The following is a 16,102-nucleotide window of genomic DNA, read 5'->3' as shown; positions in this document are numbered from 1 at the left end:
TGTTGCGCCACCCTCTGCGGAAGGGGCGCCCTGCACCGGCCAGCCGGCCTGCATTGCACCGGCAACTGGCGCATCACACCAGACGCATTACACTTGAAACAAGCACATGACCGCAATTCAAATAACGAATGTAGAAAAGAGCTATAAATCGCTCAAGGCGCTGGGCGGCGTGTCGCTGGCCATCGAGGAAGGCGAGTTTTTTGGCCTGCTCGGCCCGAACGGCGCCGGCAAGACCACTCTCATTTCCATCATCGCCGGCCTGATACGCCCCGACGCGGGCACCGTCAAGATCCATGGCCACGACGTGGTCAAGGACTTCCGCAATGCGCGCCGCAACCTGGGCGTGGTGCCGCAGGAACTGGTGTTCGACCCGTTTTTCACGGTGCGCGAAACCCTGCGCCTGCAGTCCGGCTATTTCGGCTTGCCGAACAACGACAGGTGGATCGACGAGGTCATGGAAAACCTCGACCTGACCGGCAAGGCCGACACCAACATGCGCGCCCTGTCCGGCGGCATGAAGCGCCGCGTGCTCGTGGCCCAGGCGCTGGTGCACAAGCCGCCCGTCATCGTGCTCGATGAGCCGACGGCCGGCGTCGACGTGGAACTGCGCCAGACCCTGTGGAAGTTCATCTCGCGCCTGAACCGCGAAGGCGGCCACACGGTCGTGCTGACCACGCACTACCTGGAAGAGGCGCAAGCCATGTGCCAGCGCGTGGCCATGCTGAAGACGGGCAAGGTGGTGGCGCTCGACACCATGTCGGCCCTGATCCGCCGCATCGCCGGCTCGCAGCTGCAGGTCCACCTCAAGAATGGCAGCCTGCCGGCCGACCTGCAGCACCTGGTGCTGCACCCGGAAGAACAACAGGCGCCGAACAAGTTCAGCCTGCGCGTCAACGAATACAGCGAAGTCGAAAAAATCCTCGCCCGCCTGCGCGAAGCGGGCGCCGAGATCGATGAAATGCAATTGCAACAAGCCGACCTGGAAGATATCTTCTTGCAGATCATGGATAAAGGTACCGTATGATTTCGACAGGATTTCGCACCCTCGTCTACAAAGAGACGCTGCGCTTCTGGAAAGTGGCGACGCAAACCGTGGCCGCGCCCGTGCTCACGTCGATGCTGTACCTGCTGGTGTTCGGCCATGTGCTCGACGGCCGCGTGGAGCCGAGCCCCGGCGTCAGCTACACGGCCTTCCTGATTCCCGGCCTGGTGATGATGAGCGTGCTGCAAAACGCGTTCGCCAATTCCTCGTCCTCGCTGATCCAGTCCAAGATCACGGGCAACCTCGTGTTCGTGCTGCTCACGCCTTTGTCGCACTGGGAAATCTTCTCGGCGTATGTACTCGCTTCCGTCGCGCGCGGCCTGGCCGTGGGCTTTGGCGTGTTTGCCATCACTTGCTGGTTCGCCGACCTGTCGTTCGTCGCGCCGCTGTGGATCGTCGTCTTCGCCTTTTTGGGCGCCGCCATGCTGGGCACCATGGGTTTGATCGCCGGCATCTGGGCCGAGAAATTCGACCAGCTGGCCGCCTTCCAGAACTTCCTGATCATGCCGGCCACCTTCTTGTCGGGCGTGTTCTATTCGATCCACTCGCTGCCGCCGTTCTGGCAGACGGTATCGCATCTGAACCCCTTCTTTTACATGATCGACGGTTTCCGCTACGGCTTCTTCGGCGTGTCCGACGTCAGCCCGTGGCTTAGCTTGTCCATCGTCGCCGGCTTCCTCGTGATCCTGGCGCTGGCGTCGATCCGCCTGCTGAAGAGCGGCTATCGTTTGCGACATTGATTACGACACTCATTGCGCCGTTGATTGCGGCACATCACATCACTACATTATTCAATATCAAGGACTTATCGTGACCACCACTCCAGAACTGATCCACGGCTATCTGTCAGCCGGCCTCGAATGCACGCACCTCGAAGTGGAGGGCGATGGCCAGCACTTCCAGGCCGTGATCGTTTCGCCCGCGTTTGCCGGCAAGCGCCTGATCCAGCGCCACCAGATCGTCTACGCGGCGCTGGGCGACCGCATGCGCGAAGAAATCCACGCGCTGTCGATGAAAACCCTGACACCTGAAGAATTCCAAGGATAAGCACATGGACAAGCTCCTCATCAACGGCGGCAACCGCCTGAACGGCGACATCGCCATCTCCGGCGCGAAAAACGCCGCCCTGCCGATCCTGTGCGCCGGCCTGCTGACCGCGGGCGACCTGGACCTGACGAACGTGCCGCACCTGCACGACGTGACCACCATGTTGAAGCTGCTGGGCCAGACGGGCCTGAAAGTGCAGCAGGACGGCGACCGCGTTGTTCTCAACGGCAGCGCCATCGACACGCTGGAAGCGCCGTATGAACTGGTGAAAACCATGCGCGCCTCGATCCTCGTGCTGGGCCCCCTGCTGGCGCGCTTCGGCGAAGCCAAGGTGTCGCTGCCGGGCGGCTGCGCCATCGGTTCGCGCCCCGTCGACCAGCATATCAAGGGCCTCGAAGCGCTGGGCGCCGAGATCCGCATCGAAGCGGGCTACATCTACGCCAAGTGCGCCAAGCTGAAAGGCGCGCGCATCGTCACCGACATGATCACCGTCACCGGCACCGAGAACCTGCTGATGGCAGCGACCCTGGCCGAAGGCGAGACCATCCTGGAAAACGCCGCCTGCGAACCGGAAGTGACCGACCTGGCCCACCTGCTGGTGGCCATGGGCGCGAAGATCGACGGCATCGGCACCAGCCGCCTGGTGATCCAGGGCGTCGATGCCCTGCACGGCGCTTCGCACGCGGTGATCGCCGACCGTATCGAAACGGGCACCTTCCTGTGCGCCGTGGCGGCCACCGGCGGCGATATCACCTTGCGCAACGTGCGCACCGATATCCTCGACGCGGCGCTCGACAAGCTGCGCGCCATGGGCCTGACGATGACCTTCGGCGCCGACTGGATCCGTGCCGAGATGTCGGCCCGTCCGAACCCCGTCAGCTTCCGCACCACGGAATATCCGGGCTTCCCGACCGACATGCAGGCGCAGTTCATGGCCGTCAACACCATCGCCAATGGCGCCAGCCGCGTCACCGAGACGATCTTCGAGAACCGCTTCATGCACGTGCAGGAAATGAACCGCCTGGGCGCCGACATCACCATCGAAGGCAACACGGCCATCATCGCTGGCGTCAAGCAGCTGCGCGGCGCGCCCGTGATGGCGACCGACCTGCGCGCCTCGGCGTCGCTGGTGATCGCGGCCCTGGCCGCCGATGGCGAAACCCTGATCGACCGTATCTATCACCTCGACCGCGGCTACGACCGCATGGAAGTGAAATTGTCGGCCGTCGGCGCGAACATCGTACGCATTAAATAACAAGGAACGAGCATGAACGGATCGAACACGGGCGACAATTCGCAGCTGATACTGGCGCTCTCGAAAGGCCGCATTTTTGAGGACACCATGCCGCTGCTGGAAGCGGCCGGCATCAAGGTGCTGGAAAACCCGGAGACCTCGCGCAAGCTGATTTTGGCCACCAACGATCCGAACGTGCGCGTCATCATCGTGCGCGCCAGCGACGTGCCGACCTACGTGCAGTACGGCGCGGCCGATTTCGGCGTGGCGGGCAAGGACGTCTTGCTGGAACACGGCGGCGAAGGTCTGTACCAGCCGATCGACCTGAATATCGCCTCTTGCCGCATGTCGGTGGCGGTGCAGGCCGGTTTTGACTACGAAAAGGCCGTGCACCAGGGCGCGCGTCTGCGCGTGGCCACCAAGTTCGTGCACACGGCGCGCGAGCATTTCGCCGCCAAGGGCGTGCACGTCGACCTGATCAAGCTGTATGGCTCGATGGAGCTGGCGCCTCTGGTGGGCCTGTCGGACGCCATCGTCGACCTGGTCAGCACGGGCAGCACTTTGCGCGCGAACAACCTCGTCGAGGTCGAGCACATCATGGAAATTTCGTCGCGCCTGGTGGTCAACCAGGCTGCGCTCAAGCTCAAGCGCGAGCGCTTGCAGCCGATCATCGAGGCGTTTGAACGCGCTTCGCAAGCCTAGATACCTTCAGTAGCAGAAAGCCGATTATGCCGATACAGATACGCAAGCTCGATTCAAGCCAGGATGGTTTCCAACAATCGCTCGATACGCTGCTGGCGTTCGAGGCGGGCACCGATGCAGCGATTGAAACGTCGGTCGCAAAAATCCTGGCCGATGTGAAAACGCGCGGCGACGCCGCCGTACTGGAATACACCAACCGTTTCGACCGCATCCCGCATGGCGGCGCGGCGGAAATGGCGGCGTTTGATATTTCGCAAGCCGAATTGCAGGCAGCCTTGAACGGCTTGCCGTCGGCCCAGCGCGAGGCGCTGCAGATCGCCGCGCAGCGCATCCGCGCCTTCCACGAACGCCAGCGCGAGGAATTGCGTGGCTTTACCTACACCGAGCCCGATGGCACGGTGCTGGGCCAGAAGATCACGCCGCTGGACCGGGTCGGCATCTACGTCCCGGGCGGCAAGGCCGCCTACCCGTCATCCGTGCTGATGAACGCCATTCCCGCGCACGTGGCGGGCGTGGGCGAAATCATCATGGTCGTGCCGACGCCCGATGGCGTGAAGAACCAGATGGTGCTGGCGGCCGCCGCGATTGCCGGCGTGACGCGCGTGATCACCATCGGCGGCGCGCAAGCCGTCGGCGCGCTGGCCTACGGCACGCAGACGATTGCCGCCGTGGACAAGATCGTCGGTCCCGGCAACGCCTACGTGGCTGCCGCCAAGCGCCGCGTGTTCGGCATCGTCGGCATCGACATGATCGCCGGACCGTCGGAAATCCTCGTGCTTTGCGACGGCACGACGGACCCCGACTGGGTCGCGATGGACCTGTTTTCGCAGGCCGAGCACGACGAGCTGGCGCAAGCGATCCTGCTGTGCCCCGACGCGGACTACATCGCGCAAGTCGAGGAGAGCATCGCCAAGCTGCTGCCGACGATGCCGCGCCAGGCCACCATCAGCACGTCGCTGGCCGACCGCGGCGCGCTGATCAAGGTGCGCAGCATGGCAGAAGCGTGCGAGATCGCCAATGCCATCGCCGCGGAACACCTGGAAATCTCGGCGGAAAACCCGCAGCAGTGGGCCGAGCAGATCCGCCACGCGGGCGCCATGTTCCTGGGCCGCTTTTCGTCCGAATCGCTGGGCGACTATTGCTGCGGCCCCAATCACGTGCTGCCGACCTCGCGCACGGCGCGCTTTTCGTCGCCGCTGGGCGTGTACGACTTCCAGAAGCGCTCGTCCATCATCCACGTCAGTGAAGCGGGCGCGCAAACCCTGGGCCGCGTCGCCGCCACCCTGGCGTATGGCGAAGGCTTGCAGGCGCACGCGCGCAGCGCCGAATTGCGTCTGAAGCCGCAGCCATGACGAATATGGCGGAGCAGCCGGACTGGGTCAACCGGGTCTATTGCGAAGATGCGCTGGCGGGGCTGGCGCGCATTCCCGATGGCTCGGTGGACCTGATCCTGACGGATCCGCCGTACAACCTGGGCAAGGATTACGGCAATGCCTCGGACCAGCAGTCGGTGGCCGACTACCTGCGCTGGACGGAACAGTGGATCGATGCGGCGCTGCCCAAGCTGAAAGCCAACGGCAGCCTGTATATCTTCCTCACCTGGCGCTATTCGCCGGAGATCTTCGTCATGCTGAAACAGCGCATGGCGATGATGAATGAAATCATCTGGGACCGCCGCGTGCCGTCCATGGGCGGCAGCGTGCGCAGCTTTTCATCGGTGCACGACACCATCGGCTTCTTCGTCAAGCGCAAGGATTACTACTTCGACCTTGACGCGGTGCGCATCGCCTACGACGCGGCCACCAAGAAAGCCCGTTCGCGCTCGATTTTCATCGGCGCCAAATGGCTGGAAGTGGGCTACAACCCGAAAGACTTGTGGAGCGTGTCGCGCCTGCACAAGGAACACCCGGAACGGGCCGACCACCCGACGCAAAAGCCGCTCGAAATCATCGAGCGTATGCTCAAGGCCTCGTGCCCGCCCGGCGGCGTGGTGCTCGACCTGTTCATGGGCAGCGGCACCACGGCCCTGGCGGCGAAGCGCTGCGGGCGCGATTTCGTCGGCTTTGAGCTGAATCCCGATTACTGCGCCATCATCGAACAGCGATTGGCGGCGCTGGCGCAGGAGCTGGCCGAACCGGCCGCGCCGCAGGCGGAAAAGAAGAAGGCGCCGGCCAAGCGCCGCGCCGCCGCCGCCGTGCCCAAGGCCGCCAAGGCGGCCAGTAAAAAACCGGCTGCCGTGAAAAAACCGTCCGCCGCGAAAAAAGCGCCGGCCCGCAAGGCGCGCAGCGCCGCCGTGCCGGAAGACGTCGTCATTTAGTCTCCATTTAATTCCATCAGGAGTGTTTGCAGCATGTCTTTCCTCGATCAGTTAATCAGCAACACCGTGCGGTCCGATGTGCGGGCCGTCAAAAGCTACCAGGTAGCCGATGCCAGCGGTTACATCAAACTCGATGCGATGGAAAACCCGTATCCGCTGCCGGCGCAGCTGCGCGAAGAGCTGGGTGCGCGCCTGGCCGGCGTGGCGCTGAACCGCTATCCGCCGTCATACGCCAGCCTGCTGGCGGCCATCTGCGCCAAGCTGGGCGTGCCCGCCGGCTTCGACGTCATGCTGGGCAATGGCTCCGATGAGCTCATTTCCATCCTGGCCATGGCTTGCGCCCACCAGGAGCCGGGCAAGCGCGCCGTGCTGCTGGCGCCCGTGCCGGCCTTCGTCATGTATGCGCGCTCGGCGCAGTTCGCCGGTATGGATTTCGTCGGCGTGCCCCTGCAGGCCGACTTCAGCCTGGATATGCCGGCCATGCTGGCGGCGATCGAACAGCACCGCCCGGCGCTGGTATTCCTCGCCTATCCGAACAACCCGACGGGCAACCTGTTTGCCAGCGCCGACATCGAACGCATCCTGGCCGCCCTGGGCGACACGGGCATCGCCGTCGTCGACGAAGCGTACGAGCCGTTCGCGCAGCACAGCTTCATGGGCCGTTTGCCCGAGTTCGAGAACCTGGTGGTGATGCGCACCGTGTCGAAACTGGGCCTGGCCGGCATCCGCCTCGGCTACATGTCGGCCGCGCCGGCCCTGCTGGCGCAATTTGAAAAAGTGCGCCCGCCGTATAACGTGAATGTGCTGACGCAGGCGGCGGCCGAATTCGCGCTCGACCACCTCGACGTGTTGAATGCCCAGGCAGATCTGCTCAACAGCGCGCGCGATACGCTGGCGCTGCGGCTGGCGGAACTGCCGGGCGTGACCGTGTTTCCCTCGAAGGCAAATTTTCTTCTGATTCGTGTGGCTGATTCCGACGATGTTTGCGCAAAACTGCTTGCCCGCAGGGTTTTAATTAAAAATATGAGTAAAATGCATGCTGCGCTGGCCAATTGCCTGCGCATCAGCGTCAGCACCCCGGAAGAGAATTCCCTTTTTTACGATGCCTTCAAGGCATCCCTCGTTTAGCCTATCGCCAGAGCCTCCCATGAACCGCACCGCAGAAATCACGCGCAACACCAATGAGACGCAAGTTCGCGTCGCCCTCAACCTCGATGGCACGGGCCAGCAAAAGCTCAATACCGGCGTGCCCTTCCTCGACCATATGCTGGACCAGATCGCCCGCCACGGCTTGATCGACCTGGATATCGAAGCGACGGGCGACGTGCATATCGACAACCACCATACGGTGGAAGACGTGGGCATCACCCTGGGCATGGCCGTGGCCAAGGCTATCGGCGACAAGAAGGGCATCCGCCGCTACGGCCATGCGTATGTGCCGCTGGACGAGGCGCTGTCGCGCGTAGTGCTCGATTTTTCGGGCCGCCCGGGCATCGAATACCACATCCCGTTTACGCGCGCCATGATCGCCGGCTTCGATGTCGACCTGACCCTGGAATTTTTCCGCGGCTTCGTCAACCATGCGGGCGTGACATTGCATATCGACAACTTGCGCGGTACGAATGCTCATCATCAATGCGAAACCGTGTTCAAGGCCTTTGGCCGCGCGCTGCGCATGGCTGCCGAGCTCGACGAGCGCGCGGCCGGCATCATTCCATCGACCAAGGGCAGCCTGTAAGCGCCGCTCTCGCTATATTGTAGATTCCGGGATCAAAGATGAATAAAATTGTGGTGGTGGATTACGGCATGGGCAACCTGCGCTCGGTGGCGCAGGCCCTGCGCGCCGTGGCGCCGGAAGCCGACGTGCGCATTTCCGGATTGGCGCAAGACATCGACAGCGCCGACCGCATCGTCTTGCCGGGCCAAGGCGCCATGCCCGACTGCATGCGCAGCCTGCGCGAATCGGGCGTGCTCGAAGCGCTGCTGCGCGCCGCCGACAGCAAGCCCGTGCTGGGCGTGTGCATCGGCGAGCAAATGTTGTTCGACGGCAGCGAAGAGGGCGATGCGGCCGGTTTGGGCTTGCTGCCAGGCAAAGTCGTGCGCTTCCAGCTCGACGGCCAGGTGCAGGAAGACGGCTCGCGCTTCAAGGTGCCGCAAATGGGCTGGAACCAAGTGCGGCAAACGGCGTCCCATGTCATGTGGGATGGTATCGCCGACAACGCCTATTTTTACTTTGTGCACAGCTATTTTGCTCAACCTCAAGAAGCGGCGCACACGGTGGGCGAGACTGTCTATGGCGCGCCGTTTGCTTGTGCCGTCGCCCGTGATAATATTTTCGCGACACAGTTTCACCCTGAAAAAAGCGCTGCCGCTGGCTTGCAGCTGTACAAGAACTTCGTTCACTGGCAACCTTAACGTTAGCTATCCGGCTTTTTTTCCGCCTCTCACTCACACTAAATCACACTGACCATGCTGCTCATTCCCGCCATCGACCTGAAAGACGGTCACTGCGTACGCCTGAAACAAGGCGATATGGAACTTGCCACCGTATTTTCCGAAGACCCGGCCGAGATGGCCCGCCATTGGCTGATGCAAGGCGCGCGCCGGCTGCACCTGGTCGACCTGAACGGTGCCTTTGCCGGCAAGCCGAAGAACGAAGGCGCCGTGAAGGCCATCCTGAAGGCCGTGCAAGATTTCGCCGTGGAAAATGACATCGAGGAAATCCCCGTGCAGCTGGGCGGCGGCATCCGCGACCTCGACACCATCGAGCGCTACCTCGACGCCGGTATCACCTACATCATCATCGGCACGGCGGCCGTGAAAAGCCCCGGCTTCCTGCACGACGCCTGCGGCGCCTTCCCGGGCCACATCATCGTCGGCCTCGATGCCAAAGATGGCAAAGTGGCAACGGATGGCTGGAGCAAGATGTCGGGCCACGAAGTGATCGACCTGGCGAAAAAATTCGAAGCCTACGGCGTCGAATCGATCATCTACACGGATATCGGCCGCGACGGCATGATGGGCGGCATCAATATCGAGGCCACCGTCAAGCTGGCGCAAGCCGTCAAGATCCCCGTCATCGCTTCGGGCGGCCTGCACAATATCGGCGACGTGGAAGCGCTGTGCGCGGTCCAGGCCGAAGGCATCGAAGGCGTGATCTGCGGCCGTTCCATCTATGAAGGCACGATCGACCTGGCGCAGGCGCAGGAACGCGCCGACGAACTGACCGACGCCGCCGTTTAAGCCAGCCCGGCCGGGGTGTGCGCGTGCACGCCCTGGCCTGGCGACAATCTGGATACCATCATGCTTGCAAAACGTATCATCCCCTGCCTGGACGTGACCAATGGCCGCGTTGTCAAAGGCGTCAATTTCACGGAATTGCGCGACGCCGGCGACCCGGTGGAAATTGCCCGCCGTTATGACGAGCAGGGCGCCGATGAAATCACTTTCCTCGACATTACCGCCTCGAGCGACAACCGCGGCCTGATCTTCGACATCATCGAAGCCGTGGCGTCGCAAGTGTTCATTCCGCTGACCGTGGGCGGCGGCGTGCGCGTGGTGGAAGACGTGCGCCGGCTGCTCAACGCGGGCGCCGACAAGGTCAGCATCAACACCTCGGCCGTGACGAATCCCCAACTCGTGTACGAGGCGTCGCAAAAGCACGGCTCGCAATGCATCGTCGTCGCCATCGACGCCAAGCAGGTGTCGCCCGGCAAGTGGGAAGTGTTTACCCATGGCGGACGCACCGCCACGGGCCTGGACGCCTTTGACTGGGCGCGTAAAATGGAAAGCCTGGGCGCCGGCGAAATCTTGCTCACCAGCATGGACCGCGACGGCACCAAGGTGGGCTTCGACCTGGGCCTGACGCGCGGCGTGTCCGATGCCGTCAGCATCCCCGTCATCGCTTCGGGCGGCGTGGGCGGCTTGCAAGACCTGGTCGATGGCATCAAGGTGGGCCGCGCGGACGCCGTGTTGGCCGCCAGCATCTTCCACTATGGCCAGCACACGGTGCAGGAAGCCAAGCAGTTCATGGCGCAGCAGGGCATTCCCATGCGCCTGGCGTAAATAAAATAGTACCCAGGATACAGAACATGCAAAACGGAACCATCGTAGCAAGCAATGCCAAGTGGCTGAAAAAGGTCAAATGGGACGAGCACGGCCTGGTGCCCGTGATCGCGCAGGAAGCGGGCAGCAATGACGTGCTGATGTTCGCCTGGATGAACCGCGACGCGCTGGCGCGCACGGTGGAACTGGGCGAAGCCGTGTACTGGAGCCGTTCGCGCAAGAAACTGTGGCACAAGGGCGAAGAGTCCGGCCACACGCAAAAGGTGCTGGAAATCCGCCTCGATTGCGATGAAGACGTGGTCTTGCTGAAAATCGAACAAGCCGGCGGCATCGCCTGCCATACGGGCCGCCATTCGTGCTTCTTCCAGAAATTCGAAGGCGACGAAAAAACGGGCGAATGGCAAGTCACCGACCCCGTCCTGAAAGACCCCGAGACGATTTACGCGGAAAGCAAGAGCAAATGAGTGAAACGTTAAAACGCCTGGCCGCCGTGATCGAATCGCGCAAGCTGGCCAACGGCGGCGACCCCGCCACCTCCTATGTCGCGCGCCTGTTTGCCAAGGGCGATGACGCCATCCTGAAAAAAATCGGCGAAGAAGCGACGGAAACGGTGATGGCCGCCAAGGATGCGCGCCGCGACAACGACCCGTCGAAGGTCTTGTACGAATGCGCCGACCTGTGGTTTCACAGTCTGGTGATGCTGGCGCAGTTCGACCTGACGCCGCAGCAGGTGCTCGACGAGCTGGCGCGCCGCGAAGGCCTGTCCGGCCTGGAAGAAAAGGCGGCACGCAAGGATGAGCTGCGCGACGCCGGCGAAACAGACAAACACTGACCTACTGGAGCGTGCGTGGATAACTGTATTTTTTGCAAGATTGCTGCAAAACAAATTCCCTCGACTATCGTGTATGAAGACGAGGACTTGCTGGCGTTCAAGGACATCAACCCGGCCGCCCCCGTGCATCTGCTGTTGATCCCGAAGCGCCACGTGGCCAGCCTGTCTGACTGCGATGACAGCCATACGGAAATGCTGGGCAAGCTGCTGCGCCTGGCGCCGAAGCTTGCTGCCGAGTTCGGCTGCGCCGTCACGTATGACGCCGATGGCGCGCCTGCCGGGGGCTTCAAGACCATGATCAACAGCGGCCCGAACGGCGGGCAAGAGGTGTATCACCTGCACATGCATGTGTACGGCGGTCCCCGCCCCTGGCGCGGTCAACACTGATTTCGCTGCGCGCCGGGTTCGCGTGTATACTACCGGCATTGGTCGACGCTATTCGGGCACCGTCCCGCAAGGAGAATGTGATGGGTTCATTGAGTATTTGGCACTGGGTGATCGTTCTGGTCATTGTGATGCTGGTCTTCGGCACCAAGAAACTGGGCAATATCGGCGGTGATATCGGCAAGGCCGTCAAAGGCTTCAAGGATGGCGTCAAGGGCGAAGATGACGCCCCGGCAGCCAATACCCCTCCTGCTGCGCCCTCGCAAGTGGCCGACAAAAGCACCATCGACGTCGAAACGAAAGAGAAAAGCAAGTTCTGATAGCGTGGCGGGGCGCTTGCCTCGTCCGGTAACAGCCCTTGTCCGCTTATGATCGATCTCGGTCTCTCTAAAATCGCCATCATCGGCGTAGTTGCGTTGATAGTCATCGGCCCTGAAAAGTTGCCGAGAGTGGCGCGCATGGCCGGTACCCTGTATGGCCGCGCGCAACGTTATCTGAACCAGGTGAAATCCGAAGTCTCGCGCGAAATTGAAATGGAAGAGCTGAAAAACCTGCAGAAGGAAGTGCAGGATGCGGCCCATTCCGTCAAGCAAAGCGTGGAGAAATCCATGCATGGCGTGGAAAACTCGATCTCCGGCAACCTGGCCGAGGTGGAAAGCGCCTGGCGCGGCGATGCCAGCTCGTATGAGGGGCAGCACGATGCCCATGAAGCCATGCTGCGCGCGACCAACGATGACCTGGCCCGCAAGGCGCGCGAATTCCGCCGCAAGAAGCTGGTGCGCAATTCCGCCATTCCCGGCTGGTACAAGCAGCGCCATGGCGGCAAGCTGCACGTGCAGTCGGCGGCCGCCCGCGTGGCGCGCTTTCGTCCGCGCGCCAGTTCCTCCTCCTTTTACTCATGAGTAGCAAATCTCCGGTGGAAGAAACCTTTATCTCGCATCTGGTCGAGCTGCGCAACCGCCTGGTCAAGGCCTCGATCGGTATCGCCGTCGTCTGCGCCGTGCTGTTTTACTGGCCCGGGCCTTCGCATATCTACGATTTTATTGCGGCACCGATGATCGCCTCGCTGCCGGCCGGCTCGAAAATGATCGCCACCGGCGTCATTTCACCGTTCCTGGTGCCGATGAAAGTGACGCTGGTGATCGCCTTCATCGTCGCCTTGCCCTGGGTGCTGTACCAGATGTGGGCCTTCATCGCCCCCGGCCTGTACACGCATGAAAAGCGCCTGATCGCGCCGCTGGTCATTTCGTCGTCTCTGCTGTTCATGGCCGGCGTGGCCTTCTGCTATTTCTTTGTGTTTGGCCGCGTGTTCCACTTCATCAGCGATTTTTCGCCCTCGTCGATCGCCGTCACGCCCGATATCGAAAACTACCTCGATTTCGTCATGTCGATGTGCCTGGCCTTTGGCGCCACCTTCGAAGTGCCCGTGGTGGTGGTGATCCTCGTGCGCATGGGCTTGGTGACTATCGCGAAACTCAAGGAAGTGCGTCCCTACATCATCGTCGGCGCCTTCGTGATTGCCGCCATCGTCACACCGCCGGACGTGGTCAGCCAGTTCTCGCTGGCCATCCCGATGTGCCTGCTGTTCGAGCTGGGCCTGCTGGTGGCGCCCATCTTCGTCAAGGCCACCCAGGCGCCGGAAGAGGCGTCCTAGACGCAAGCTGGCACGTGCAAGATACGCAGGCAAAAGCCGCTGACCTCCTTCCGGAGCAGCGGATTTTTCATGGTTGCGCAAGTGAGTGCGTGCTTACTGCAGCATCAGTTTGCTGAGGATGCCCAGGTTGAGCAAGATCAGGGTGCTCATCATCCAGTACACGTGTTTCATGTCCGCGCCATGGCGCAAGTCCATGCGTTCCAGGCGGGCATCGAGTTTTTGCTCGGAGTTATCGAATCTCGCATCGAACTTCTGTTCCAGAGTATCTATCCTGGTATCGAATTTCTGGTCCAATGCATCTAACTTGGCATCGAATTTCTGCTCCAGTGCGTCTAGCTTGGTATTGAATTTGTGTTCAAATGCATCTAATTTGGCATCAAATTTGTGTCCCAGCGCATCGATCCGCGTATCGATTTTCAGGTCCAGCGCATCGATCCGGGTATCGAATCTGAGTTCCAGCGCATCGATCTTCAATTCCAGGGCGCCCAGCTTGGTATCGACGTTTTGCGACACCAGCTTGATTTCCCCCAGCAGATTGCGCTCCAGCGCCGCCAGTTCGCCATGCACGACCACGGCCGAGCCCAGTACTTCACCCAGTGCCGTCGCATGCGCTTCCGCCTGCTGGGTGGGCACACCGGCCGAGGCGAGGCGTTTGGCGTAATCGAGGGTGTCGAACTGGATGGGCATATGCATGGATGCTCCTGTATCCAGCCTAGCAGGAAAATCGGCAATTGCCAGTGAGGAGTGCGGTGGCGCCTGCCTTCCCATGAGCTTAATGGACCGGCACGCCAGTGGTTTGCGGTGGCGCAAACGCATGCAAAAAGGGCGCCGCGGCGCCCTTTGCAAGCTGACGGCGAGCGCCAGTTAATTCATCAGTTCCTTGATGACTTTCACGGGCGCGCTGCCGTAGCTGAGGAATTGCTCATGGAAATCCTTCAGCACGAATTTGCTGCCCAGCGCTTGCTTGCGCTGTTCGCGCAAGTCCATGATTTCGCTGTAGCCGCTGAAATAGCTGGTCAGTTGCACTGAGCTCAGCTGCACGCGGCGCCATTTTTCCTTGGCTTCACGCTGGGTCTGGAAGGCCTGGCGCGTCAGCAGGTCGAGCGCCTGCGCTTCCGTCATGCCCAGCACGTGCACGCTGTAATCGAGGATGGTATTGGTGACGCTGCGCAAGTTCCACTTCGAATACATCAACCACATTTCCGGCGCGTTATTGCCATAGCCGGACTCGAGCATCATGCGTTCGCCATACACGGCCCAGCCTTCGATCATGGCGCCATTGCCGAAGATGGATTTGACCAGCGATGGCGACTTGTTGGCGTACACGAGCTGCGTGTAGTGGCCGGGGATGGCTTCGTGGATATTCAGGATCTGCAAGATCCAGTGGTTGTATTCGCGCAAGCTGCTTTCCGCCTGTTCCGGCGTTTCGCCGTCGAGCGGCGTCACGTTGTAATAGGTGCGGTCTTGCGGGCGATACGGGCCGGGCGCTTCGATGCTGGCGCCAGCCACGCCGCGCTGGTAGGCGGGCGTTTCGCGCACGACCAGGGGCTTTTTCGGGTCCATCGTCAGCAGGTTGTGGCTGGTCACCCATTCCTGCAGCTCGGGAATCTGGCGGCGGATTTCCGGCACGAAATCGGCAGGCGCCACATGGTTGCTGGACAGCTTGTCGATCACCATGCCGATCTTTGCCGTGCGGTCCGCCGGCTTGGCCGTGGCGCCCATGGTTTTCACCCACAGCTCGTCGGACAGGCTATCCATGTGCTCGAGCAGCTTTTCGCGCGCGGCCAGGGCTTTCTGGTACATCTGTTCGGCGCTCACGCTGGCCTGGATATCGTAGGCGAATTTTTGCTCATACAGCTCCTTGCCGATGCGGAAGGAGCGCGCGTTGCCGTTCTGCGCCAGCGCGGCATCCTGTTCCGTCAGCCATGCCGCGTAGCCTTGCACGGCCGTGCGGGCCGCGGCGATGCGGACGGTGTACAGCTGTTTTTCCACCGGCGTCAGGATGGAGCCCTGTGCCGTCTTGTTCAGGTCGTCAAGCACGCTGAGCACGCCAGCGCTCTGGGCGATGGCCAGCTGCGTGTGTTCGCGCGTGGGGTGATTGATACTGGCGCGCGCGGCCGCATAGTATTGCGGCACGGTGGCGATGCGCTTGAGCAAGGTGCGCAGGCGCTGCGGCTGGGCCGCGTATTCCGTGTTCAGGATGAAGTCGATGGAACCGGCCACGTTGTATTGGGCGGGATTCCATTCGAATTCGCGGAAGGTGGTCAGATACCAGCGGTCCGATTGCAGTTTATTCGTCAGCAAGGCCAGGTCGGTACGTTGCTTGTCCGACATTTTGCTCGCATTCAGCTTGCCGAATTTACCCAGCCATTCTTCGATGAAGGCCAGTTGCTTCTGGCGGCTGGCCGCGTCGGGAATGCTCAGGTTGGCGGCGCCATCGTATTTGCCGACCGAAATCGCGCTTTCCGGATCCAGGCGCCACAGGGCCGTAAGGAACTGGCCGCTGAGGTTATTCATGGAACGGTCGCTGCTGTTCTCGCTGGCGACGGCCGCTACCGTGGCTGCCGTGGCGGCGCTGACGACGGCCGCCTTCTTGCCGACGGTTTTTTTCTTGCTGCTGCTGGTGCTGGCCTTGCCTTGCTTCTGCGGCTTCTTGGCGGCGCTGGCCGGTGTCAGGGTAAAGGCCATCATCAATGCGGCGAGCGCAACTTTATTTTTTATCAGCATAGTTTATCTCTTGAATATTTTGCTGTTTGTCCTGATCAGAAAATAATAAACTGATAATATAAGTAACAAACAACTATTGAAAGGTTGGCCTTGCTTGC

Annotated in this window: 20 protein-coding genes; 18 read left to right on the top strand and 2 right to left on the bottom strand. The window is 61.6% G+C overall.

Features of this window, described 5'->3' with window-relative positions:
* Positions 1-106 precede the first annotated feature (106 nt).
* The 18 genes from O3301_RS23920 (at position 107) to tatC (ending at position 13,277) form a co-directional block, all read left to right on the top strand.
* A complete protein-coding gene (locus O3301_RS23920; RefSeq protein ID WP_305057693.1) occupies positions 107-1,024 on the top strand; it encodes an ABC transporter ATP-binding protein in 918 nt (305 codons plus the stop codon).
* A complete protein-coding gene (locus tag O3301_RS23915; protein ID WP_099379209.1) occupies positions 1,021-1,782 on the top strand; it encodes an ABC transporter permease in 762 nt (253 codons plus the stop codon). Before O3301_RS23920 ends, O3301_RS23915 begins: the two co-directional genes overlap by 4 nt.
* A 70-nt stretch (positions 1,783-1,852) precedes the next feature.
* Positions 1,853-2,089: a BolA family protein gene (locus tag O3301_RS23910; RefSeq protein WP_034753824.1), complete on the top strand. Its 237-nt coding sequence runs from the start codon at positions 1,853-1,855 to the stop codon at positions 2,087-2,089.
* Positions 2,090-2,093: 4 nt separating this feature from the next.
* Complete coding sequence (gene murA, locus O3301_RS23905; RefSeq protein WP_289919833.1) at positions 2,094-3,344, top strand: UDP-N-acetylglucosamine 1-carboxyvinyltransferase; 1,251 nt, start codon at positions 2,094-2,096, stop codon at positions 3,342-3,344.
* Between the two features lie 12 nt (positions 3,345-3,356).
* Positions 3,357-4,025, top strand: coding sequence for an ATP phosphoribosyltransferase (gene hisG / locus O3301_RS23900; protein ID WP_077398226.1), 669 nt, complete (start codon positions 3,357-3,359; stop codon positions 4,023-4,025).
* A 26-nt stretch (positions 4,026-4,051) separates the two neighbouring features.
* Positions 4,052-5,377 (top strand): histidinol dehydrogenase, encoded by a 1,326-nt coding sequence (hisD, locus tag O3301_RS23895; RefSeq protein WP_077398225.1) that lies wholly within the window; start codon positions 4,052-4,054, stop codon positions 5,375-5,377.
* Complete coding sequence (locus tag O3301_RS23890) at positions 5,374-6,342, top strand: site-specific DNA-methyltransferase (protein WP_369812234.1); 969 nt, start codon at positions 5,374-5,376, stop codon at positions 6,340-6,342. The genes hisD and O3301_RS23890 overlap by 4 nt, the downstream gene beginning before the upstream one ends.
* A gap of 33 nt (positions 6,343-6,375) precedes the next feature.
* Complete coding sequence (hisC, locus tag O3301_RS23885) at positions 6,376-7,470, top strand: histidinol-phosphate transaminase (RefSeq protein ID WP_305057692.1); 1,095 nt, start codon at positions 6,376-6,378, stop codon at positions 7,468-7,470.
* Positions 7,471-7,489: 19 nt separating this feature from the next.
* Entirely contained in the window at positions 7,490-8,080 is a 591-nt protein-coding gene (gene hisB, locus O3301_RS23880) for an imidazoleglycerol-phosphate dehydratase HisB (RefSeq protein WP_010402123.1), read from the top strand.
* Between the two features lie 38 nt (positions 8,081-8,118).
* Positions 8,119-8,757, top strand: coding sequence for an imidazole glycerol phosphate synthase subunit HisH (gene hisH, locus O3301_RS23875; protein WP_099666081.1), 639 nt, complete (start codon positions 8,119-8,121; stop codon positions 8,755-8,757).
* A 54-nt stretch (positions 8,758-8,811) separates the two neighbouring features.
* Positions 8,812-9,585 (top strand): 1-(5-phosphoribosyl)-5-[(5-phosphoribosylamino)methylideneamino]imidazole-4-carboxamide isomerase, encoded by a 774-nt coding sequence (hisA, locus tag O3301_RS23870; protein ID WP_070219639.1) that lies wholly within the window; start codon positions 8,812-8,814, stop codon positions 9,583-9,585.
* Between the two features lie 60 nt (positions 9,586-9,645).
* A complete protein-coding gene (gene hisF / locus O3301_RS23865) occupies positions 9,646-10,407 on the top strand; it encodes an imidazole glycerol phosphate synthase subunit HisF (protein WP_099666082.1) in 762 nt (253 codons plus the stop codon).
* Positions 10,408-10,433: 26 nt separating this feature from the next.
* Positions 10,434-10,871, top strand: coding sequence for a phosphoribosyl-AMP cyclohydrolase (gene hisI, locus O3301_RS23860; RefSeq protein ID WP_034753847.1), 438 nt, complete (start codon positions 10,434-10,436; stop codon positions 10,869-10,871).
* Positions 10,868-11,239, top strand: a complete 372-nt coding sequence (locus O3301_RS23855; protein ID WP_034753849.1) for a phosphoribosyl-ATP diphosphatase — start codon at positions 10,868-10,870, stop codon at positions 11,237-11,239. Before hisI ends, O3301_RS23855 begins: the two co-directional genes overlap by 4 nt.
* Before the next feature lie 15 nt (positions 11,240-11,254).
* Positions 11,255-11,626 carry a histidine triad nucleotide-binding protein gene (locus tag O3301_RS23850; protein WP_099666083.1) on the top strand — a complete coding sequence of 124 codons (372 nt, stop codon included), beginning with the start codon at positions 11,255-11,257 and terminating at the stop codon, positions 11,624-11,626.
* An 80-nt stretch (positions 11,627-11,706) separates the two neighbouring features.
* Positions 11,707-11,943: a Sec-independent protein translocase subunit TatA gene (tatA, locus tag O3301_RS23845; protein WP_034780931.1), complete on the top strand. Its 237-nt coding sequence runs from the start codon at positions 11,707-11,709 to the stop codon at positions 11,941-11,943.
* A 48-nt stretch (positions 11,944-11,991) separates the two neighbouring features.
* On the top strand, positions 11,992-12,525 hold the full coding sequence (tatB, locus tag O3301_RS23840; protein ID WP_289914055.1) for a Sec-independent protein translocase protein TatB: 534 nt from the start codon (positions 11,992-11,994) through the stop codon (positions 12,523-12,525).
* A complete protein-coding gene (gene tatC, locus O3301_RS23835) occupies positions 12,522-13,277 on the top strand; it encodes a twin-arginine translocase subunit TatC (RefSeq protein ID WP_251351543.1) in 756 nt (251 codons plus the stop codon). Before tatB ends, tatC begins: the two co-directional genes overlap by 4 nt.
* Positions 13,278-13,370: 93 nt before the next feature.
* Here the strand turns inward: tatC and O3301_RS23830 are convergent, their stop codons facing one another.
* Entirely contained in the window at positions 13,371-13,970 is a 600-nt protein-coding gene (locus O3301_RS23830) for a hypothetical protein (RefSeq protein ID WP_305057691.1), read from the bottom strand.
* Between the two features lie 171 nt (positions 13,971-14,141).
* Positions 14,142-16,001, bottom strand: a complete 1,860-nt coding sequence (locus O3301_RS23825) for a DUF885 domain-containing protein (RefSeq protein WP_305057712.1) — start codon at positions 15,999-16,001, stop codon at positions 14,142-14,144.
* Positions 16,002-16,102 lie beyond the last annotated feature (101 nt).

It is taken from the genome of Janthinobacterium sp. SUN211, assembly GCF_030587315.1.
Taxonomy (GTDB): Bacteria; Pseudomonadota; Gammaproteobacteria; order Burkholderiales; family Burkholderiaceae_D; genus Janthinobacterium; species Janthinobacterium kumbetense.
This window is presented reverse-complemented; position numbering and strand designations above follow the sequence as displayed.

Coding starts and splice junctions, on each gene's coding strand:
- O3301_RS23920 (WP_305057693.1), top strand. CDS start 107: ATGACCGCAATTCAAATAACGAATGTAGAAAAGAGCTATAAATCGCTC.
- O3301_RS23915 (WP_099379209.1), top strand. CDS start 1,021: ATGATTTCGACAGGATTTCGCACCCTCGTCTACAAAGAGACGCTGCGC.
- murA (WP_289919833.1), top strand. CDS start 2,094: ATGGACAAGCTCCTCATCAACGGCGGCAACCGCCTGAACGGCGACATC.
- hisG (WP_077398226.1), top strand. CDS start 3,357: ATGAACGGATCGAACACGGGCGACAATTCGCAGCTGATACTGGCGCTC.
- hisD (WP_077398225.1), top strand. CDS start 4,052: ATGCCGATACAGATACGCAAGCTCGATTCAAGCCAGGATGGTTTCCAA.
- O3301_RS23890 (WP_369812234.1), top strand. CDS start 5,374: ATGACGAATATGGCGGAGCAGCCGGACTGGGTCAACCGGGTCTATTGC.
- hisC (WP_305057692.1), top strand. CDS start 6,376: ATGTCTTTCCTCGATCAGTTAATCAGCAACACCGTGCGGTCCGATGTG.
- hisB (WP_010402123.1), top strand. CDS start 7,490: ATGAACCGCACCGCAGAAATCACGCGCAACACCAATGAGACGCAAGTT.
- hisH (WP_099666081.1), top strand. CDS start 8,119: ATGAATAAAATTGTGGTGGTGGATTACGGCATGGGCAACCTGCGCTCG.
- hisA (WP_070219639.1), top strand. CDS start 8,812: ATGCTGCTCATTCCCGCCATCGACCTGAAAGACGGTCACTGCGTACGC.
- hisF (WP_099666082.1), top strand. CDS start 9,646: ATGCTTGCAAAACGTATCATCCCCTGCCTGGACGTGACCAATGGCCGC.
- hisI (WP_034753847.1), top strand. CDS start 10,434: ATGCAAAACGGAACCATCGTAGCAAGCAATGCCAAGTGGCTGAAAAAG.
- O3301_RS23855 (WP_034753849.1), top strand. CDS start 10,868: ATGAGTGAAACGTTAAAACGCCTGGCCGCCGTGATCGAATCGCGCAAG.
- tatA (WP_034780931.1), top strand. CDS start 11,707: ATGGGTTCATTGAGTATTTGGCACTGGGTGATCGTTCTGGTCATTGTG.
- tatB (WP_289914055.1), top strand. CDS start 11,992: ATGATCGATCTCGGTCTCTCTAAAATCGCCATCATCGGCGTAGTTGCG.
- tatC (WP_251351543.1), top strand. CDS start 12,522: ATGAGTAGCAAATCTCCGGTGGAAGAAACCTTTATCTCGCATCTGGTC.
- O3301_RS23830 (WP_305057691.1), bottom strand. CDS start 13,970: ATGCATATGCCCATCCAGTTCGACACCCTCGATTACGCCAAACGCCTC.